This window comes from Pseudomonas sp. KH_017, from assembly GCF_057840285.1.
Genome location: NZ_CM174509.1, coordinates 1,316,591 through 1,336,761 on the forward strand (window position 1 = coordinate 1,316,591; position 20,171 = coordinate 1,336,761).

Consider the following 20,171-nt stretch of genomic DNA (forward strand, 5'->3'; position numbering starts at 1 on the left):
GCCGCTTGCCGGGCAGGGCAAAACCGACGGACGGGCGCTTGAACTGCGCCTCTGATCAAAAAGTGCGCAATTCTAGCGATGAGTCGTTCACTTGACCAGCTTTATGCAGGGAAATACGACGAGTGCTGCGCTATGCTTCGCGCCGTTGGGCTTTACTGATTTTTTACTGTCAATAAAACGTCTGTAACGTGAAGTAAAACAGCGCATGCTGCACGACAAAGCATAGTGCTTCTTTCAAAGAAGCCTGGGTCTGAGAATCAGGAGTGGTGGATGGGTCAGGCAAGTAGTCAGGCTGCCGGTGCCGAACATTCGGCGGTGAAGCCGATCGGCATGCTGGTCGCGGCAGTCGGGGTTGTTTATGGCGATATAGGCACCAGTCCGTTGTACACCCTCAAGGAAGTGTTTTCCGGCGGCTATGGCGTGCCGGTCAACCATGACGGGGTGCTGGGGATTCTGGCTCTCATTTTCTGGTCGCTGATCTGGGTCGTGTCGATCAAGTACATGATGTTTGTAATGCGCGCCGACAACCAGGGCGAAGGCGGGATCATGGCCTTGACCGCACTGGCCCGGCGGGCGGCGGCGGGGCACGCCAAATTGCGCACGTTTCTGGTGGTCTGCGGACTGATCGGCGCAGCGTTGTTCTATGGCGACAGCATGATTACCCCGGCGATTTCCGTGCTGTCGGCGATTGAAGGCCTGGGGCTGGCCTTCGAAGGTATCGACCATTGGGTCGTGCCGCTGTCGGTGGTGGTGCTGGTCGCGCTGTTTCTGATCCAGCGTCACGGCACGGCGCGCATCGGCATTCTGTTCGGGCCGATCATGGTCACCTGGTTCCTTGTGCTGGGTGCGTTGGGCGTCTATGGCATCAGCCAGCATCCGGAAGTCCTGCAAGCGATTAACCCGGTGTGGGGCGTACGTTTCTTCGTGGTCCATCCGGGCATGGGTGTGTCGATTCTCGGCGCTGTGGTGCTGGCATTGACCGGTGCCGAGGCGCTGTATGCGGACATGGGCCACTTCGGCCGCAAGCCGATCGCTCGTGCCTGGTTCATCCTCGTGCTGCCGGCGCTGGTGCTGAATTATTTTGGCCAGGGTGCTTTGCTGCTGGGCGACCCGGAAGCTGCCCGCAACCCCTTCTACCTGTTGGCGCCAAGTTGGGCGTTGATCCCGCTGGTGGGGCTGTCGACCCTGGCGACGGTGATTGCCTCGCAAGCGGTGATTTCCGGTGCGTTCTCCCTGACCCGCCAGGCGATCCAGCTTGGTTACATTCCGCGCATGCACATCCAGCACACCTCCAGCGCCGAACAGGGCCAGATCTACATCGGCGCGGTGAACTGGGCGCTGATGGTCGGCGTGGTGCTGTTGGTGCTGGGTTTCGAATCCTCCGGAGCCCTGGCCTCGGCCTACGGTGTGGCGGTGACCGGGACCATGCTGATGACCAGCATTCTGGTGTCGGCGGTGATCCTGCTGCTGTGGAAGTGGCCTCCGGTCCTTGTGGTGCCGATCCTGTTGGGTTTCCTGTTGGTAGACGGTGTGTACTTCGCCGCCAACGTGCCGAAAATCGTTCAGGGCGGTGCATTCCCGGTCATCGCCGGTTTCGCGCTGTTTGTGCTGATGACCACCTGGAAACGCGGCAAGCAGTTGCTGGTCGAACGTATCGATGAGGGTGGATTGCCGCTGCCGATCTTCATCAGCAGCATTGCCGTACAACCACCCCATCGAGTTCAGGGCACTGCCGTGTTCCTGACGGCGCGGCCGGATGCCGTACCCCACGCGCTGTTGCACAACCTGCTGCATAACCAGGTACTGCACGAGCAAGTGGTGCTGCTGACGGTGGTGTACGAAGACATCCCGCGGGTGCCGCCAACACGACGGTTCGAGGTCGATGCCTATGGCGAAGGTTTCTTCCGGGTGATCCTGCACTTCGGCTTTACCGACGAGCCGGACGTACCGAAAGCGCTGAAGCTGTGTCATCTCGATGAACTGGATTTCAGCCCGATGCGCACCACGTACTTCCTCAGCCGCGAAACGGTCATCGCCTCCAAGCTCGAAGGCATGTCCCGCTGGCGTGAGGCGCTGTTTGCGTTCATGTTGCAGAACGCCAACGGCAATCTGCGATTCTTCAATCTGCCGCTGAACCGGGTGATTGAACTGGGGACGCAGGTGGAGATGTAAGCCCCATCAAAAAGCCCCCGTTGCCATCGCGGCAGCGGGGGCTTTTTTGTGGGCGAGTGCAAAACTGGAAGACTCTGAAGATCCAGTGTGGGAGCGGGCTGGCTCCGGGCGGCGTTCCGACGAAGACGGTGTGTCAGATACATCTATGTCGCCTGACACGCCCCCTTCGTCGGAACGCCGCCCGGAGCCAGCCCGCTCCCACAGGGGATGTGTGGTGTGTGGTGGAATGAAAAAGCCCCCGCAACCGTAAGGCAGCGGGGGCTTTTTGCTGACCGTCAGATCACTCTGTAGCAGCCGTTTCCTTCACCTGCCGCTTCTCGATCACATCCACCAGACGCTTGGCCAGCGCCGGGTAGTTCTCGTCGAAGTGGTGGCCGCCAGGCAGCTTGATGGCTTCGCCCACCGCCGTCTTGTCGGTGCAGCCACTCTCGTCGGTTTCTTCCTCGCCGTAGATGCACACCACTTTGGCGGCTGGCAGCTTGGCCATTTCCGGGCCGGTGGCGGCTTCCTTGCCGGCGTTGCCGAGCCAGCCTTCTACTTCGATCTCGAAGCTGCCGGTGCGGGCGAAGGCCAGCAGGATAATGGCGTCGACGCGTTGCTGTTCCGATTCGGTCAAGCGGTTGTAGATCGCCGGCAGTACGTCGGCACCGAATGAATAGCCGGTCAGGATGAAGCGCTTGGTGCCCCATTTCTGCCGGTAGTGTTGCATCAGTTCGGCCAGGTCCAGCGCGCTTTGCTCCGGGCTCTTGTGCTGCCAGTAGTAGCGCAGGGTGTCGATGCCGACCACCGGGTAGCCGATCTTGGCCATCTCGCCCGCCACGTCGCGGTCGAGGTCGCGCCAGCCGCCGTCACCCGACAGGAACAGGGTCACCGTGTCGCTGGCCTGGCCTGCTGGCACTTCGACCACCGGGATCTGCAGGCCGCCAGCAGCTTTGTCGCCGCCGACGAGGATCTTGCGCAGTTCGTTGTTCAGCACTTGCGGCAGGTTGATGTCGTAGTCGCTGATGCTGGTTTCGGCGTTCGGTTGATCACGCACGAAGCCGGCACTGGTGTCGTCCGGGTTGTCGTTCCACGCGACCAGCCAGTGACCGTGGGCAGCGCTTTTGGGCAGCAGGTGCGTGCAGCCGCCCTTTTCCAGAGCCAGGTCGACGGAGACGGCGTAGGCCTTGTCGTCCTTTTGCTCGGACAACCAGCGCCAGGCCAGCACGGCGCCAGGGCCGATGCCGCTGACCAGCGTCGCCGGGCCTTTCAGTTCTCGCAGGCCCGATTGCAGGGCGCGGCTTTGCAGCAGGCAGTCCTTGGGCAGGATCACCTGGACAATCTGCGCCGAAGCACTGCGGCTCAGGGTGATCAATTGCTTGTCGCTGAGTTTCTGGTCTTCGTTTACCGCCACCAGCACCTGGGCGCGTGGCGTGGTGCCGGGGATGACACGGGTCATCGCCGCACCATCGGCCGGAGTCAGCAATTCGAGGGTCGGTTCCGGTGCCGGGCGTTTCAGGTACCAGAAACCGCCACCGAGAATCAGGGCCACTATCACCAGTGTGCCCAATACATACCGCAAGGAGCGTTGAATCATCAGCGTTTCACCAATCCGGTCAAGCCGCCCGCGATCAGGGCGGCAGTGTCGGCCAGCGCAACCAGCGGATCGAGTCCGGCGGGCACGGCCATATAACGGGGTTCCCAATCAGGCTGGAACTTGTCTTTGAAGCGGCGCAAGCCCTGGAAGTTGTACAGCTGCTCACCACGGCGGAATACCATCGAGCCCAGGCGCTGGGTCAAAGGTGCGCCGCGGCGGGGTTGCAACCCCGACAACGGCACCATGCCCAGGCTGAAACGCGCGTATCCATGGTTTTTATAATGCTGAATCAGGCCGACCATCATGAACTCCATGGTCAGCTTCGGGGCATCCGGGTGGGCGCGCATCAGGTCGAGGCTGGCCAGGTCATGGCCGTAGGTCTCGAGCAGGTTGGCGAACGCCACCGGGCGACCTTCGAAACGGATCACTGCGATGCGGAAGTGCTTGAGGTAGTCATCGCTGAAGCGGCCCAGCGAAAAGCCTTTCTCCCGGACGTTCTTGCCGGTCAACCAGGCATCGGAAATCACCTTGAGTTCATCCATTGGCGCCCGGCCCGGCTCATGGATTTCCAGGGACAGGCCGTCACGGGTGCCTCGGTTCCAGGTGTAGCGCAGGTCCTTCATCTCTTTGCCCTTGGCTTCGAGATCAAAACGCTTGAGGTCGACCCGGGCTTCTTCGCCGAGCTTGATCGCGGTCAGGCCGATGTCCATGTAGTACGGCAGGTTCTCGGCGCGCACTTGATAGAACACGGGACGGGCGTGGTGGATGTCGCACAGGTCGCGGAACTGCCAGATCATTTCCGCCCGTTGCTGGCCCGGGCCGATCGGGTCATACAACGCCACCAGGCTGCGACCGCGACGGGCGTACATCAGGAACGCTTCGTCATTGGGGTGAAACAGCAGCGCCTTGTCACCGGTCAGGGCCAGGCCGCCATCCGGTTGGGCCGATGCCATGAGGATCTTGCTGGCGCGCTCCAGTTCATCGGGCGTCGGCAGGTGAATGACCGGCCGCGCGGTGCGCAGCAGCCAGGTCAGCGATACCACCACCAGTAGCACAGCAGCGCCGAGCAGCGAACGCAGGCCGCGAGGGGCATCGGCGTCGAGGGTGAACTGCCACCAGAGTTGGTGGCTGTACGGAACGTCCTGATAGGCGAACAGCAGCAACCAGATCGATGCACCGAGCACGCACAGGCTGGCCACCAGGTACAACGGCGAGAACGGTACTTCGGTCAGGCGGCTGGGGCGATAGAACGAGCGGCGGAATACCCCGAGCAGGCTCGCCGTCAGCACCATCAGGCTGGCTTCTTCCCAGTCGAAGCCTTTGAGCAGTGAGAGCAGGGCACCGACCAGCAACAGAATGGTGGTCAGCATCCATGCGGCCGACAGCCGGCGACGCAGCCCCTGGGCCAGCAACAGGCAAAGAACGCCGACCAGGCTGGCGCCAAAGTGCGAAGCATCGACCAGTCGATGGGGGATCAGAAAACCGATGTGTTCCAGACGGGTATCGATTTCCGGGGTGGCGCCGGAGAACAGCAGGACAACACCGGACAGGAATACCAGCAGCGCCAGTATCGGGGCCGCCAGGCCTGAGGCCGCGCGCAACGTCTGGCGTGTCTGGAACAGGCGCTGGCCTTCGTTGATCAGCAATAGCAGGCAGGCCACCAGCAAGGGCAGGACCACGTAGATCAAGCGATAGAGCAGCAGGGCGGCCGCCAGTGGCGCAGCGCCAAGGGTGTCGGAAAACGCCGCCAGCAAAATCGCCTCGAACACCCCGACGCCGCCCGGCACATGGCTGAGCACGCCAGCGGCCAGGGCCAGCAGGTAAACCAGAAGGAACGCACCGAAGGGCGGTGCTTCCGGCAGCAGCAGATAGAGCACGATCGCGGCGGCTGCTACGTCGAGGGCGGTGATGATCAATTGCAGGAACGTCAGGCGACGCCCGGGTAGACGCAAGGTGCGGCGCCCGACCCTGACCAGCAGGTTGTCCGGGTAAGGCTGTTCCGGCAGCCGACGACGGTAGATACCGATGGCCAGAACGGCAAACAGCACGAGCACGGCGCTCGCCACCACGCCCAGCAAAGTCTCGGAGAGACCCAGGGCGGTGGACGCAGCTGGCAGGTCGCTGAGCGTCGCCAGGGCGGCCAGCGGCGGCAGGGCGCAACCCAGCGAGAGGCTGGCGAACAGCGTCATGCGGGCGACTTCAGCCGCTCCCAGGCCATGACGGGCATAGAGGCGATAGCGAACCGAGCCGCCCGACAACATTGAAAGACCGATGGCGTTGCCGATGGCAAAGGCCGTGAAACCACCCAGCGCCAACGTGCGCGGTGCCAGGCTCACCCCGGCATAGCGGCTGGCCGACCATTCGTAGCCGAGCAGAATGATGAAGCCCACCACGGTTGCGGCCAGTGCGCCCATCAAGGCAGGTTTCGGAACTTCGAGGATTGAGTCGTGCAGCGCGTAAAGGTCGAGTTCGCTCAACAGGTGGTGACAGGCAATCAGCGCGATCGCGAACAACAGCAGGGTGACCGCCAGGCCAATGGGTTGACGGTATTTGCTCAATCGATCAAGCAGGCGCAGCCGCTCGGCATTGATCGGTTGTGTCGCTGTGACAGTGTCTTGTGAATCAGACGAGTTGGCGCGCATCAATCACCTCTTGGATTGTGCGCGACAGGATGGGGGTATCCAGCCAAGTTACCAATCCCTGCAGAAAAAAATAATCACAAATATTAACGCCTATCACCGGGCAGCGGAGACGGCGCGTCATCAGTCGTGAAGGCTTCAGCGTGCAATAGAGCATAGTCTGAACCCGGCGCATGGGGGCTCCCCAAACGGCTTGCTACACAGTGGCAGGTCATTGTTGCGAAAGGACTTTTTCAACAGATACAAAAAAGGCCACTCTTTCGAGTAGCCTTTTTTGATGTTTGGTTGCGGGAGCCGGATTTGAACCGACGACCTTCGGGTTATGAGCCCGACGAGCTACCAGACTGCTCCATCCCGCGTCTGTGTGGCGGCATTCTATAGAGATACGCCGGGGTGTCAACCGTTAATCCTGAAGCAGGTCAAAAAAACGTTGAATCGCGGCAAACGGTCGCAGGGATGGCCTAAGTTTCGGAATCAGAACGATTTCCGGTTCCGGTTCCATTGAGTGTCCAGGCCTTGTTTCGGCGTTCGGTGCTACAAAACGAGCGCGCACAAAAAAGGCCACTCTTTCGAGTAGCCTTTTTTGATGTTTGGTTGCGGGAGCCGGATTTGAACCGACGACCTTCGGGTTATGAGCCCGACGAGCTACCAGACTGCTCCATCCCGCGTCTGTGTGGCTCATTCTATAGAGATGCGCTCGGGTGTCAACCTCCAATTCCGATAAAACCTCTTCCCGTTCAATCGGTTAGCGTTCAAAAGGGGAGGGCGACCGGTCTGTGAGGCAGGCAGGACAAGGCCTGGGCGTCTATTGAAAGTAATTTTTCGATTGAAAAAATAAATTCACAATCGACTCTTCCTACGATTGGAAAAGAACATTCAGACTACTGGTGCTATATACAGGTGTCGGTGAGATACTGTTTGTCCGGCACGCCATGACGCCTTTTCTTTGCCATGAACACGGCTTTGCTATGACTCAACGCAAGATCATCCACGTCGATTGTGACTGCTTCTATGCAGCCATCGAAATGCGCGACGACCCACGCCTCGCCGGTAAACCACTGGCGGTAGGTGGGGCGGCGGACCGGCGCGGGGTCATCGCCACCTGCAATTATGAGGCGCGAGCGTACGGGGTGCGTTCGGCGATGTCCTCCGGGCATGCCTTGAAGCTGTGCCCGGACCTGACCATCGTCAAGCCACGCATGGACGCCTATAGAGAAGCGTCCAGGGAAATTCACACGATCTTTCGCGATTACACCGAGATCATCGAGCCGCTCTCGCTCGATGAGGCGTACCTCGATGTGTCGGACAGTGCGCATTTCGGTGGTAGCGCAACGCGCATCGCCCAGGACATCCGGCGCCGGGTCTCCAACCAGTTGCATATCACCGTGTCGGCGGGCGTGGCGCCGAACAAATTTCTGGCCAAGATCGCCAGTGACTGGAAAAAGCCCAATGGCCTGTTCGTCATTACTCCGGATCAGGTGGAAGACTTTGTCAGCGGTTTGCCCGTGAGCAAATTGCACGGGGTCGGCAAAGTCACCGCCGACAAGCTCGGCAGGCTGGGTATCACCGATTGCCTGCAGTTGCGCGAGTGGGACAAGTTGGCGCTGGTGCGTGAATTCGGCAGCTTTGGCGAGCGACTCTGGAGCCTGGCCCGTGGGATCGATGACCGCGTGGTGCACAACGACAGTCGTCGTCAGTCGGTCAGTGTTGAAAATACCTACGACGTTGACCTGCCTGACCTGAAGAGCTGCCTGGATAAATTGCCCGAGCTGCTGGAGACCCTGGCGGGTCGTATGGCACGAATCGACAGCAGTTATCGTCCGGGCAAGCCATTCGTCAAAGTGAAATTCCATGACTTCACCCAGACGACATTGGAGCAGGCCGGGGCAGGGCGGGATCTGGGGAGTTATCAGTTGATGCTGACCCAGGCTTTCAATCGCGGCGGTAAACCGGTGCGGTTGTTGGGGGTTGGCGTGCGGCTGGAGGACTTGCGGGGCGGGTTTGAGCAGATGGAGTTGTTTGAGCGGTAGTTGAGTGGTGAATGTGCAGACCCCTTCGCGAGCAAGTCGGATCGCCGCACCGCCGCTCCCACAATGGACCGCGTGATCAACTGTGGGAGCGGGCTTGCTCCGGGCGGCGATCCGACGAAGCTTTTAGCTTTTAGCTTTTAGTTCAGCCCCGGATTCGCCACCAGTCGCTCGCCATTCTGGGCCAGTGACTTCAGGAATTCGGTCTGCAATTCGGGGTCATTGCGCGTCAGTTCGATCAGGCTCTGTTCCAGTTCGCTGGCTTCCTCTTCAAGACCCAGCTCCGACAGGCGTTTGACCCGGTGGACCCACTGATTGACTTCGTCGCCTTCGAGATCGTCATAAATCAACCCGTGGGCTTCATAGAGCTTGCTGCGCAAGTTGCTGCTGATGGCCAGGGTGGAATCGTTGTGCACGTTGCCCTTGGCATCCTCAACACGGATCAGCAACCGGCTCAGATGATTGATGTCATGTTCGGCGAACGGGTTGTCCAACAGATTCAGACGCAATACGCCGTTTTTGTCGGTGGTCAGTTCGAAGGTTTCCTTGCCGGCCTTGACCTCGACCGGACGCTCGCTCCAGGGCAGGCTTGAGTACTCCGTGCGTTTGTCGCGCTGGACCTCACCAATAGCGGCCAGGTTTTGCTGCGCGCGGCCATGGGACTGCACGTTCATGAACGGGTTGAGCCCGGCGAAACCGTAGCTCAGCCAGTCCTTGGTCACACTGTCCGGCAGATTGCCGAGGGCGAACACATTGACCACGTTGGCACCGATACCCGCCACCACGGCTACCGCGCCCAGCGGGATTTCGTAAATCTCCCGCCAGGGTTGGTACGGCGTATAGCGATCGTAATGACGCGTGACTTCGTACTCGGTGACTTCGAAAGTCTTCTGCTCGAGAATTTTCACCCGCCGTTGCGGCAGCTCAAGCACCTTGGGCTCACCGACATCGATCTGCAGGCTGTGATCGAGCAATTTGCGCTCGATCCGCTCCTCTTGCTCGCTGCGTTGCGACATGTGGTTGGCACAGCCGCTGACCAGCAGTGCGCCGCACAAGGCGGCGCCACCGAGGCCTAAGGTGTTTCGCTTGAACATGACGTCTCTATATCTGGTATCAGCGGCGGATGCGGGCCTGAAGGAACGACAGCACGTCGGCGACTGGCAGCGCTTGTGCGTCGGCCTCGGTACGGCTCTTGTATTCCAGGTTGCCTTCGGCCAGGCCGCGGTCGCTGACCACGATCCGGTGTGGAATGCCGATCAGCTCCATGTCCGCGAACTTGATGCCCGGGCTGGTTTTCTTGTCGCGGTCGTCCAGCAGCACTTCGAAGCCGGCAGCGGTGAGTTCCGCGTACAGTTTGTCGGTGGCTTCACGAACCTGTTCGGTTTCGTAGCGCAGCGGCACCAGGGCAATCTGGAATGGCGCGAGGGTGTCGCTCCAGATGATCCCGTTTTCGTCGTTGTTCTGCTCGATGGCAGCCGCCACCACGCGGGACACGCCGATGCCGTAGCAACCCATTTCCAGGGTGACCGGCTTGCCGTTCTCGCCCAGCACTTCGCACTTCATCGCTTTGCTGTACTTGTTGCCCAGCTGGAAAATGTGCCCGACTTCGATGCCGCGCTTGATTTCCAGGGTGCCTTTGCCGTCCGGGCTCGGGTCGCCGGCCACGACGTTGCGCAGGTCGGCAACGGTCGGAACAGGCAGGTCGCGTTCCCAGTTCACGCCGAAGTAGTGTTTGTCATCGATGTTGGCACCGATGCCAAAGTCGCTCATCAGCTCGACCGAACGGTCGATGATGATCGGCAGTGGCAGGTTCAACGGGCCGAGGGAACCGGCACCGGCACCAATGGCGTCGCGCAGTTCGCTTTCCGAAGCCATGACCAGAGGGCTGGCAACGCCTGGCTGGTTGGCGGCCTTGATTTCGTTCAGCTCATGGTCGCCACGGATGATCAGGGCAATCAGCTTGCCTTTCTCTTCTGCGTGCACCACGAGGGTCTTGATGGTTTTCTCGATCGGCAGGTTGAAGCCTTCGACCAGTTGCGCGATGGTCTTGGCGTTCGGGGTGTCGACCAGGCGCAGTTCTTCGCTCGGTGCGGCACGCGAGGTCTCGCGAGGCACGGCTTCGGCTTTCTCGATGTTCGCTGCGTAGTCGGAACCGTTGCTGAACACGATGTCGTCTTCACCGGACTCGGCCAGCACGTGGAACTCGTGGGAGCCGGCACCGCCGATGGAGCCGTTGTCGGCATCAACAGGGCGGAACTTCAGGCCCAGGCGAGTGAACACGTTGCAGTAAGCCTGGTGCATGCGGTCGTAGGTGACCTGCAGCGAAGCCTGGTCAGCGTGGAACGAGTAGGCGTCCTTCATGATGAATTCGCGGCCGCGCATCAAGCCGAAGCGTGGGCGGATTTCGTCACGGAATTTGGTCTGGATCTGGTACAGGTTGATTGGCAGCTGCTTGTAGCTGCTCAACTCATTGCGCATCAGATCGGTGATGACTTCTTCGTGGGTCGGGCCTGCGCAGAAGTCGCGACCGTGGCGATCCTTGAAGCGCAGCAATTCAGGGCCGTACTCTTCCCAGCGCCCGGATTCCTGCCACAGCTCAGCCGGTTGCGTGCTCGGCATCAACACTTCGAGAGAGCCGGCGGCGTTCATTTCTTCACGAACGACGGCTTCGACCTTGCGCATTACCCGCAAGCCCATCGGCAGCCAGGTGTACAGGCCCGAGGCGAGTTTTCGGATCATGCCGGCGCGCAGCATCAGCTGGTGGCTGATCACGACCGCGTCGGAAGGCGTTTCTTTTTGTGTGGCGAGCAAAAATTGACTGGTGCGCATGGTTGGCCGTTATCGATTGCTGATGACGAGAAATGACGGAGCATTGTACGGGCGAGTTCCGCTGGCGTACAGGCGTGCGGTCGCTGGTGTGGCAGGAGGGCGCGATTCACTCGGCCCTCCGCGATTCTTCCTGCGTAAGAGCCTACGACTCTTCGACGACCGGAGTCTGCACCGGTTCCGGTGTCGGTGTCGGGCCTTCTCGGCGGTTTTCCTGGAACCAGTGCAAGGCGATCAACAGCAGGGTCGGGACGCCCAGCAGGGCGGTGATCAGGAAGAAGTCATGGTAACCGAATTTTTCCACCATGACCCCGGAGTAGCCGCCGATCAGGCGTGGCAGCAACAGCATGATCGAGCTGAGCAGGGCGTATTGGGTGGCGGAGAACTTGAGGTTGGTCAGGCTCGACAGGTAGGCCACGAAGGCCGAGGTCGCCAGGCCTGAACTGAAGTTGTCCAGGGAGATGGTCAGCACCAGCATGTTCAGGTTGGGGCCCATGTCGGCGAGCATCAGGAACAGGATGTTGGTCGCCGCGGATGCGATACCGCCGATGAACAGGATCGGCAGAATACCGAAACGCACGATCAGCAGGCCGCCCATGCCAGCGCCGACCAGTGTCATGATCAGGCCGAAGATTTTACTGACGCTGGCGATCTGGTCCTTGGTGAAGCCCTGGTCGATGTAGAACACGTTGGCCATCACACCCATGACCGTATCGGACATCCGATAGGTGGCGATCAAGCCGAGCAGCAGCAGCGCTTGCCAGCGGTATCGCAGGATGAAGTCGTTGACCGGCGTCAGCACTGGCGCCAGGCCACGACGGCCCATGGCCGAGAGGCACAGGGCGGTGAGGGTGGTGTAGAGGATCGCGCGCAGGAAGGCGCGGTCTTCGAGCAGCAGGTCAAGCAGGCTCACGCCCTGGAACAGCACGCTGGCGAAGTCGGTGTTGTAGAACTGGGTGAACATCGCCGGTACCGAAACCAGCAGCACGATCAGCACGAAGACCGACGCCAATTGATGCACGAAGCTGTAACGACCGGCCTGCAGTTGCGTGCGCAATGGCACCGGCGGTTCGCGCATGAACATGGAGGTCAGCAGTGCCGGGACCATCAGCACTCCGAACAGGATATAAGTGCCGGCCCAGGCCGAATGCTTGTAGTTGAAGCCGGTGGAGCCAAAGCCTTCGGCGAAGTACAGCGCGCCTGCAGTAGCCAGCAGCGCAGCGACCCGGTAACCGGACATGTAACTGGCGGCGAGTGCGGCCTGGCGGTTGTCTTCGGCGATTTCCAGGCGATAGGCGTCTACCGCGATGTCCTGTGTCGCTGATGCGAAAGCGACGACGACGGCAATGGCGATCAGCCAGGACAAATGCTTTTGCGGGTCGCAGAAACCCATCCCGATCAGGCCAAGGATGACCAGTGCCTGGGACAGCACGAGCCAGGATCGTCGTCGACCGAGCTTGCCGAGCAATGGCAGTCGCCATTGGTCAAGCAAGGGTGACCAGACCCATTTGAAGGCATACGCCAGGCCAATCAGGCTTGCATAGCCAATGGTTTCACGCGCCACGCCGGCTTCACGCAGCCAGACCGAAAGCGTCGAAAACACCAGCATGTAGGGCAGGCCGGCGGCGAAACCAAGCAGCAACAGCACGAGTGTCGAAGGGCTGGCATAAGCGGCGAGCGCGGCGCGCCAGGTTTTACGGGGCATGGGCTGGAGTCTGCCTCAAGAAATACGGAAACAAAGCGCGCACTCTAACCGCTGTGCTCTACCGGACGCCAGCCATGGCGCTGAATATCAACACGATTATTCAGGATACTGATGCCCTCCATGCGTAATCGTGCGCGCTGCTCATCACCCGAAGGGCTGCCCACCGGCAGGCTGATACGCCCGTTTGCGCCCAGAACGCGATGCCAGGGCAATTTGCTGTCGCTCGGCAATTGACTGAGGGTGCGGCCTACCCAGCGGGCGGCGCGACCCAGTCCTGCAAGCTCGGCCAGTTGGCCGTAGCTGACGACTTTGCCCTCCGGTACTTGGGCAAGTGTCAAATACAGCGCCGTGCGTCGGATTTGCGCTGCACTCTCGGATTCATCGGTTGGATCGGTCACGTCCGTCAGTCCTGAAGAGGTTTGCTTTACCATCTGTAGAGTAATTCCTGCGCAGGAAGTTGAGAAATGAACTCAACAGAAATAGTCGGGTCAGTCCTTGTCATGGCCTTGTTCCTACGGATAATGCCGACTTTTCTCGCAAGACTGAGCCTGTATTTTGTTTATGTTGTCCAGATCCCTGCTGTGTCTCGCCGTCCTTGGCGCATCCTCTCCCTTGCTGGCCGATACCGTGTGGTTGAAGAACGGTGACAAACTGAGCGGCAAGATCACGCTGTTCGATGGCGGCAAGCTGCTGATCCAGACCGAATACGCCGGTGCGGTGACGATCGACTGGAAACAGGTCAAGACCCTGGACAGCGATCAGGAGTTGCTGGTCAAGCAGGATGCCTACAGTGGCGAGAAAGCCAAGTCGCTGAAAGCGGCGGACGCCGGCAAGGTCACGCTGGCCAACGGCGAGACACCGAAGACGGTCGAGCTGGCAAGCATCCAGCAGATTCTCAAGCCAAAACCGGTGGTCGAGGATCTGGTGTGGAAAGGCAACGTCGATGTCGCGCTGGATTACCAGCGGGCGGAAAACGACACCGATGACTATGGCATCGATTTCAAGACCAGTGCGCGACACGGTCGCTGGCGACACACCGCTGAAGGTGAATACAACCGTGAGTTCCAGGACGAAGTGGTGACCACGGACAACTGGCGGGCGGAGTACTCCATCGACCGATTCCTGACCGACCAATGGTTTTGGCAGGGGCGCCTGGTCTACAAGCGCGACAAGGTCGAAGACCTTTCCCGGCAACGCACGGTCGGTACCGGTCCCGGCTATCAGTTCTGGGATAACGAACTCGGGGCGTTCTCCCTTGGCTCGCTGATCAACCGCACGGACTATGAATTCTCCGATGGCAGCAAGGACAATTTCTACGCCCTGGCCATGAAGTGGGACTACAACCGCTACCTGGTCGGCAAGCGTGTCGAGTTCTTCACCAATGGTGAGGTCGGCAAGCCGCTGTCGGGTGTGGCCGACTACGCACTCGATGCCGAGATGGGGTTGCGCTACAAGGTGACTGACTGGGCTTCGCTGAACCTGAAGGCGGAGCGGGACATCATCAGCGGCACCGACGATGCGGATCTGGACAAGACACGCTACACCGCAGGGTTTGGTGTGACCTGGTAAGAGAGCCAAAAGATCGCCGCCTTCGACAGCTCCCGGGTTGACCCTGCAGGAGCTGTCGAAGGTGGCGATCTTTTTTTGTGTGGACAAAACACTAGCCCACAAAAAAGCCCCGCTGTTGAGGGCGGGGCTTTTTACTAAAGCAAGTACAAGTTAGATAACTTGTACTTCTTCAGCTTGCATGCCTTTCTGACCGCGGGTAGCGATGAAAGAGACCTGTTGGCCTTCTTTCAGGCTTTTGAAGCCGTCGGACTGGATAGCTTTGAAGTGAACGAACAGGTCGTCACCGGATTGTGGAGTGATGAAGCCGAAGCCTTTTTCATCGTTGAACCACTTAACGGTACCGGTTTGGCGATTAGACATGGTGTAACTCCTTGAACAAAGATAACTGCGACTCAGGAAGAACCCTGGCCGAGACTGAGTGCAAAGAGCAGGAAAAATTCTTGTAGATGGTTGGATCGAAATTCAACATATCGTGTAGAGATTCTCAGTGACACAAGCAGCACAGTGACGCCACCTTAACCCTTTTTCCTGAACGTGCCAATGCTTCTTGCGAAGGTTTCTCTGTTTTAAGGATCGGCGGTGTGACGGTTCGTCGCCAGCGCAGGTAATTCCAGCCTGTTCGGCGAGAATTGCACCGCGGACTTTGAACCCGGCGGCGCGCCCGGTAAGATGCCGGACAGAATTTTTCGACCTCGCTATTCAGGACACCCGCCATGAGCATCAAATCGGACAAGTGGATTCGCCGCATGGCGCAGGAACACGGCATGATCGAGCCTTTCGTCGAGCGCCAGATGCGCGGCAGCGACGATAGCCGTGTGATCTCCTACGGGGTGTCGAGCTACGGCTACGATGTGCGTTGCACCAATCATTTCAAGGTGTTCACCAACATCAATTCGGCCATCGTCGATCCGAAGAACTTCGATGCCGGCAGCTTCGTCGACATCCACAGCGACGTGTGCATCATTCCGCCGAACTCCTTCGCCCTGGCCAGCACCGTCGAATATTTCCGCATTCCGCGTAATGTATTGACCATTTGCCTGGGTAAAAGCACCTACGCGCGCTGCGGCATCATCGTCAACGTCACGCCGCTCGAGCCTGAGTGGGAAGGTCACGTGACCCTGGAGTTCTCCAACACTACCAATCTGCCGGCGAAAATCTACGCGAACGAAGGCGTGGCGCAGATGCTGTTCCTTGAGTCTGACGAAGAATGTGAAGTGTCCTACAAGGACCGTGGTGGCAAGTATCAGGGCCAGCGTGGCGTGACCCTGCCGCGCACCTGAGTCAACCGTCCGGCAAATGCCGGGAATTCCTGAGCAGGCGTACACTCTATGGGGTGTACTGTTCCGATCCGCGCAAGGCGGGTCGGGCCATCGCTCAGGAGTGCCGAATGAAGATCGATCCGCGAATCAGTGCCGAACTGGCAAGGCTTGAACCCAATCAGGTTGGCGTTCTGGCCTGGTCCTTGTTGGCACATCCACCCGTCAGCATGGCAGGGGGTATCCCCGGCCAGCCTGATCCTGATACCCCGAACGAACAGCCTAATGAACCGGGCGAGCCTACGCTGCCGGATGAGCCGCCGCCTGCGCCTGTTGTCTGATTTTCGATTTCCGCTACTCATGGCCGGTGAACTGCGGTTGTCGTCTTCAGCAAGCAGGCGTGCAATCAATCAGCCTGCACATATTCGGAAGTAACTGTGTCTGTCGTGGAAACCATCCGACGGGCACGGCTGTGGTTCTATTCAGGAGCTGCGTGCCCTGGGGCCGTTAGCAGAGGGCGTCAGGCAGTTAACTTCGAATATGAAAAGGAACATTCAGATGAGCGCAAATCGATCGGGACATTTGAGTGCCGATGTAATCACGACAGACGGCTCCATGCAATTTCGCGTAACGGATGGGCTCGATTTTTATCAGCGGTCAGACATTCATTGCATTGAGGCGGATAACGGTCAGGGGACTGCGTTCTACGTGTACTTGCCGATGAGCATCCAGAGCGGCAGCTTCAACCTGGGGCTCGACGAGGGATCTCCCATGGTCATCCATGTGATCGGCAACTCGGAGGCAGAGCTTTACCCAGGAACGCTCGAGTTGACGGTGGGAGGTGACGCGCAGTTTGCCGGGCGCTTCAGTGGGACGGACGCTAATGGTCTGCAAGTGGAGAATGGCAGTTTCAGGCTGGAAAACAAGGCGGCGGCATAGCGGTTGACTGATGTTGGAAGCCGGCAACCCGGCTTCCACTTCTCCTTCCGGCGGCTATTTCAGGTTGCCACTCAGGAACTGCTTCAACCGCTCGCTTTTCGGATTGCCCAGCACGTCTTCCGGCGCGCCTTCTTCCTCAACCAGGCCCTGGTGCAGAAACAGCACCTGGCTCGACACTTTGCGAGCGAAGCTCATTTCGTGGGTCACCATGATCATGGTCCGGCCTTCTTCGGCCAGGCCCTGGATCACCTTGAGCACTTCACCCACCAATTCCGGGTCCAGCGCCGAGGTCGGTTCGTCGAACAACATGACTTCCGGTTCCATGGCCAGTGCGCGGGCAATCGCTACCCGCTGTTGCTGACCGCCGGACAGGAATGCCGGGTATTGGTCTGCCACACGGGAGGCCAACCCCACCTTGTCGAGGTAGCGCCGGGCGCGGTCCTCGGCTTCTTTCCTGTCGCAGCCCAGCACCCGGCGCGGGGCCATGGTGATGTTTTCCAGCACCGTCATGTGGCTCCACAGGTTGAAGTGCTGGAACACCATGGCCAGGCGGGTGCGAATCCGCTGCAGTTCATCGGCGTCGGCCACGTGCATGCCGTGACGATCCTTGATCATGCGGATGTTCTGCCCGTCGAGGCTCATGGCGCCGTCGTTGGGTTGTTCCAGGAAGTTGATGCAGCGCAGAAAGGTACTTTTACCCGAGCCGCTGGCGCCGATCAGGCTGATGACGTCGCCGGTTTTGGCCTTGAGCGAAACACCTTTGAGGACTTCATGGTCGCCATAGCTTTTATGCAAGTCTTCGATGGTCAATTTGTACATGGGGCGTGCATCCTCAAGGCGAAAGTAGATAGCCGCTGCGATAGGCTTCGGTGCCCGCGACGTGGGCGATCACCATGCCGGCAGTGGCCATGCGGCGCAGCGAACGGGCGTACATCAGCCCGGCTGTGGCGCAATGAACGGGAGTGACCAGATCGTTGACCGGATCAATGATCTCGGCGATCAGTTGCCCGGCTTCAAGGTATTCACCCGGCAATGCGGCGAACACCAGCAGGCCGCCGACGGGCGTGGCCACCGGCTCGACACCGGCCAGCGGTGTCGCCGGATAGGGCAGGTCGGGCAGAGGCGCGGGTTCGCCGGCGATTGCGCCGAAATGGATCAGGTAATCGATCAGTGCCTGGCAATCGAGGCTGGCCAGCGGATGATTGACGTCGCCCTGACCGCGCAATTCGACGGTCACCGAAAAACTGCCCAGCGGAATGTCGAAGTGCTCGCCGAAGCGCTCCTTCAACTGCCACCAGAGCAGGGTGAAGCATTCGTCGAACGACTGACCGCCGGAGTCGGTTGCCAGCAGGCTGGCTTCGGCGCCGATATAACGGGCCAGCGGCTCGACCTGCGGCCAGGCATCCGGCGTGGTGTAGAGGTGAGCGACGGCTTCGAAATCGCAATGCAGGTCGAGCACCATATCGGCATCGCAGGCCAATCGTTGCAGGGTCAGGCGTTGGGATTGCAATTGGGTCCCGGCGGTCTGCCGGGCCAGCGCATCGCGCAGGTTGCTGCGGATCAGTTGCAGGTTGTGCTGCGGATCGTCACCGAGCTTGCCCTCTATCGCGTTGCCGACTTCCTCACTGAGGTCGACGAACCAGCGGTTGAAGTTCTGGCCGCTTTCCAGCTCGTAGCGGCCCAGCGGCACATCCATCAGCACCTGTTCCAGGCCCACCGGGTTGGCGATGGGCACCAGCACGATTTCGCTGCGCAGGCGCCCGGCGGCTTCCAGCTCCGCCAGGCGCTGCTTGAGGTGCCAGGCCACCAGCATGCCGGGCATTTCGTCGGCGTGCAGGGAGGCCTGGATGTAGATCTTGCCGTTGGCCGGTTGAGGGCCGAAGTGAAAACTGTGGATCTGTCGTGCGGTCCCCGGCAGCGGGGCCAGCAGGTCATGTTTCAGGTGGCGCATCTGTTGTTTCCTGAAGCAGGTTGAGTGCTAGTGGGTCGGCCCGAGGAAGGCCAGCCATCGGCGTTCGGCAAGGCGGAACAGGCCGACCAGCGCAAAAGTGACGGTCAGGTAGATCAGCGCGGCGATGCCGAACGACTGGAAGGTCAGGAATGTCGCCGAATTGGCGTCCCGTGCGACTTTCAGGATGTCCGGGATGGTCGCGGTGAAGGCCACGGTGGTCGAGTGCAGCATCAGGATCACTTCGTTGCTGTAGTACGGCAACGAGCGACGCAAGGCTGACGGCATGATCACGTAGGCATACAGCTTCCAGCCGGTCAGGCCGTAAGCCTTGGCCGCTTCGACTTCACCGTGGTTCATGCTGCGAATGGCCCCGGCGAAGATCTCCGTGGTGTAGGCGCAGGTGTTCAGGGCGAAGGCCAGGATCGTGCAATTCATCGCATCGCGAAAGAATGCATCCAGTACTGGCTGAGCCCGAATGGCGGCCAGGCTGTAGATCCCGGTGTAGCAGATCAGTAGCTGGATATAGAGCGGCGTGCCACGGAACAGGTAGGTATAGAACTGCACCGGCCAACGGATGTAGAAATGCGGCGATACACGGGCGATGGACAGCGGGATCGACACGATAAAACCGAAGAAGATCGAAGCGCTGAGCAGCCACATGGTCATGGCCAGGCCGGTGATGTTGTTGCCGTCGCTATAGAGGAAGGGTTTCCAGTATTCCTGCAGGAGTTCGATCATCGTACGGCCTCCCGGGTCCCGGCGGAGTAACGACGTTCGAGCCAGCGCAGGATGAAGTTGGACGCGCTAGTGATCACCAGGTAGATCAGCGCGGCAAGCACCAGGAAATAAAACAGCTGATAGGTACTTTTACCGGCGTCCTGGGCAGCCTTGACCAGGTCGGCGAGGCCGATGATCGACACCAGGGCCGTGGCCTTGAGCATCACCATCCAGTTGTTACCGATACCCGGCAGGGCATAACGCATCATCTGCGGGAACACCACGATCCAGAAACGCTGGCCGCGCTTGAGGCCATAGGCAGTGGCCGCTTCGACCTGACCCCTTGGGACCGCGAGAATCGCGCCACGGAAGGTTTCAGTGAAATACGCACCGTAGATGAAGCCAAGGGTGATCACCCCGGCGCTGAACGGGTTGATCTCGATGTATTCCCATTCCATGTAATCGGTAAAAGAGGTCAGCCAGGTTTGCAGGCTGTAGAAGATCAACAGCATCAGGACCAGGTCCGGAACGCCGCGAATGAGTGTGGTGTAGAGCTGGGCAGGCACGCGCATCAGTTTGACTTTTGACAGCTTGGCACTGGCGCCGAGCAGCCCGAGCAACACGGCCAGCAACAGCGACAACGCCGACAACTGGATCGTCATCCAGGTGCCTTGCATCAGCAGCGGACCGAAGCCCTTGAGGCTGAAGGCAGAGAGCCCCAGATTTTCTAGTAGGTTTTCGAACATAAATCAGCAACCTGATCGGATAAAAAAAGCGCCCATCGAGAGATGGGC

The 20,171-nt window shown here is 59.9% G+C and carries 17 protein-coding genes and 2 tRNA genes; 6 read left to right on the forward strand and 13 right to left on the reverse strand.

Annotated elements, in window-relative coordinates:
- Nucleotides 1-270: 270 nt before the first annotated feature.
- Nucleotides 271-2,172 carry a potassium transporter Kup gene (locus AC3IT6_RS05900; protein WP_489354593.1) on the forward strand — a complete coding sequence of 634 codons (1,902 nt, stop codon included), beginning with the start codon at nucleotides 271-273 and terminating at the stop codon, nucleotides 2,170-2,172.
- Between the two features lie 280 nt (nucleotides 2,173-2,452).
- Here AC3IT6_RS05900 and AC3IT6_RS05905 read toward each other — a convergent pair whose 3' ends face one another.
- The 4 genes from AC3IT6_RS05905 to AC3IT6_RS05920 form a co-directional block, all read right to left on the reverse strand.
- A complete protein-coding gene (locus tag AC3IT6_RS05905) occupies nucleotides 2,453-3,748 on the reverse strand; it encodes a virulence factor family protein (RefSeq protein ID WP_489354594.1) in 1,296 nt (431 codons plus the stop codon).
- On the reverse strand, nucleotides 3,748-6,390 hold the full coding sequence (gene mprF / locus AC3IT6_RS05910) for a bifunctional lysylphosphatidylglycerol flippase/synthetase MprF (RefSeq protein WP_489354595.1): 2,643 nt from the start codon (nucleotides 6,388-6,390) through the stop codon (nucleotides 3,748-3,750). The genes AC3IT6_RS05905 and mprF overlap by 1 nt, the downstream gene beginning before the upstream one ends.
- A 279-nt stretch (nucleotides 6,391-6,669) precedes the next feature.
- Nucleotides 6,670-6,746, reverse strand: a tRNA-Met gene (locus tag AC3IT6_RS05915).
- Nucleotides 6,747-6,978: 232 nt separating this feature from the next.
- Nucleotides 6,979-7,055: transfer RNA gene (locus tag AC3IT6_RS05920), tRNA-Met, on the reverse strand.
- 300 nt (nucleotides 7,056-7,355) lie between these two features.
- On the opposite strand from AC3IT6_RS05920, the gene dinB reads away from it, so the two are divergent.
- Nucleotides 7,356-8,417: a DNA polymerase IV gene (gene dinB, locus AC3IT6_RS05925; RefSeq protein WP_489354596.1), complete on the forward strand. Its 1,062-nt coding sequence runs from the start codon at nucleotides 7,356-7,358 to the stop codon at nucleotides 8,415-8,417.
- 137 nt (nucleotides 8,418-8,554) lie between these two features.
- On the opposite strand, the gene AC3IT6_RS05930 is transcribed toward dinB, so the two are convergent.
- The 4 genes from AC3IT6_RS05930 to AC3IT6_RS05945 form a co-directional block, all read right to left on the reverse strand.
- Nucleotides 8,555-9,508: a hypothetical protein gene (locus tag AC3IT6_RS05930; RefSeq protein WP_223444300.1), complete on the reverse strand. Its 954-nt coding sequence runs from the start codon at nucleotides 9,506-9,508 to the stop codon at nucleotides 8,555-8,557.
- A 19-nt stretch (nucleotides 9,509-9,527) separates the two neighbouring features.
- Nucleotides 9,528-11,243 (reverse strand): proline--tRNA ligase, encoded by a 1,716-nt coding sequence (locus AC3IT6_RS05935; RefSeq protein ID WP_458370743.1) that lies wholly within the window; start codon nucleotides 11,241-11,243, stop codon nucleotides 9,528-9,530.
- Nucleotides 11,244-11,385: 142 nt separating this feature from the next.
- Nucleotides 11,386-12,945, reverse strand: a complete 1,560-nt coding sequence (locus AC3IT6_RS05940) for an AmpG family muropeptide MFS transporter (protein WP_489354597.1) — start codon at nucleotides 12,943-12,945, stop codon at nucleotides 11,386-11,388.
- A 44-nt stretch (nucleotides 12,946-12,989) separates the two neighbouring features.
- The gene (locus tag AC3IT6_RS05945; RefSeq protein WP_150727643.1) at nucleotides 12,990-13,343 is read right to left on the reverse strand and encodes an MGMT family protein; all 354 of its coding nucleotides are present in this window, start codon (nucleotides 13,341-13,343) and stop codon (nucleotides 12,990-12,992) included.
- A 163-nt stretch (nucleotides 13,344-13,506) separates the two neighbouring features.
- Between AC3IT6_RS05945 and AC3IT6_RS05950 the strand changes: the two genes are divergently transcribed.
- Nucleotides 13,507-14,514: a DUF481 domain-containing protein gene (locus AC3IT6_RS05950; protein WP_489354598.1), complete on the forward strand. Its 1,008-nt coding sequence runs from the start codon at nucleotides 13,507-13,509 to the stop codon at nucleotides 14,512-14,514.
- A 150-nt stretch (nucleotides 14,515-14,664) separates the two neighbouring features.
- Here AC3IT6_RS05950 and AC3IT6_RS05955 read toward each other — a convergent pair whose 3' ends face one another.
- Complete coding sequence (locus AC3IT6_RS05955; RefSeq protein ID WP_002554837.1) at nucleotides 14,665-14,874, reverse strand: cold-shock protein; 210 nt, start codon at nucleotides 14,872-14,874, stop codon at nucleotides 14,665-14,667.
- A 353-nt stretch (nucleotides 14,875-15,227) separates the two neighbouring features.
- On the opposite strand from AC3IT6_RS05955, the gene dcd reads away from it, so the two are divergent.
- From dcd to AC3IT6_RS05970, 3 genes are all read left to right on the forward strand, one after another.
- Entirely contained in the window at nucleotides 15,228-15,794 is a 567-nt protein-coding gene (gene dcd, locus AC3IT6_RS05960) for a dCTP deaminase (protein WP_007940589.1), read from the forward strand.
- Between the two features lie 107 nt (nucleotides 15,795-15,901).
- Nucleotides 15,902-16,111 carry a hypothetical protein gene (locus tag AC3IT6_RS05965; RefSeq protein ID WP_008052149.1) on the forward strand — a complete coding sequence of 70 codons (210 nt, stop codon included), beginning with the start codon at nucleotides 15,902-15,904 and terminating at the stop codon, nucleotides 16,109-16,111.
- Nucleotides 16,112-16,328: 217 nt separating this feature from the next.
- Nucleotides 16,329-16,709 (forward strand): hypothetical protein, encoded by a 381-nt coding sequence (locus AC3IT6_RS05970; RefSeq protein WP_489354599.1) that lies wholly within the window; start codon nucleotides 16,329-16,331, stop codon nucleotides 16,707-16,709.
- A gap of 54 nt (nucleotides 16,710-16,763) precedes the next feature.
- On the opposite strand, the gene AC3IT6_RS05975 is transcribed toward AC3IT6_RS05970, so the two are convergent.
- From AC3IT6_RS05975 to AC3IT6_RS05990, 4 genes are read right to left on the reverse strand one after another with little or no spacing between them, the layout of a single operon-like run.
- The gene (locus AC3IT6_RS05975; RefSeq protein ID WP_489354600.1) at nucleotides 16,764-17,528 is read right to left on the reverse strand and encodes an ABC transporter ATP-binding protein; all 765 of its coding nucleotides are present in this window, start codon (nucleotides 17,526-17,528) and stop codon (nucleotides 16,764-16,766) included.
- A 13-nt stretch (nucleotides 17,529-17,541) separates the two neighbouring features.
- A complete protein-coding gene (locus AC3IT6_RS05980) occupies nucleotides 17,542-18,660 on the reverse strand; it encodes a succinylglutamate desuccinylase/aspartoacylase family protein (RefSeq protein WP_489354601.1) in 1,119 nt (372 codons plus the stop codon).
- Nucleotides 18,661-18,687: 27 nt separating this feature from the next.
- Nucleotides 18,688-19,398, reverse strand: coding sequence for an ABC transporter permease (locus AC3IT6_RS05985; RefSeq protein WP_046029299.1), 711 nt, complete (start codon nucleotides 19,396-19,398; stop codon nucleotides 18,688-18,690).
- Nucleotides 19,395-20,123, reverse strand: coding sequence for an ABC transporter permease (locus AC3IT6_RS05990; RefSeq protein WP_223444311.1), 729 nt, complete (start codon nucleotides 20,121-20,123; stop codon nucleotides 19,395-19,397). Before AC3IT6_RS05990 ends, AC3IT6_RS05985 begins: the two co-directional genes overlap by 4 nt.
- Between the last annotated feature and the right edge of the window lie 48 nt (nucleotides 20,124-20,171).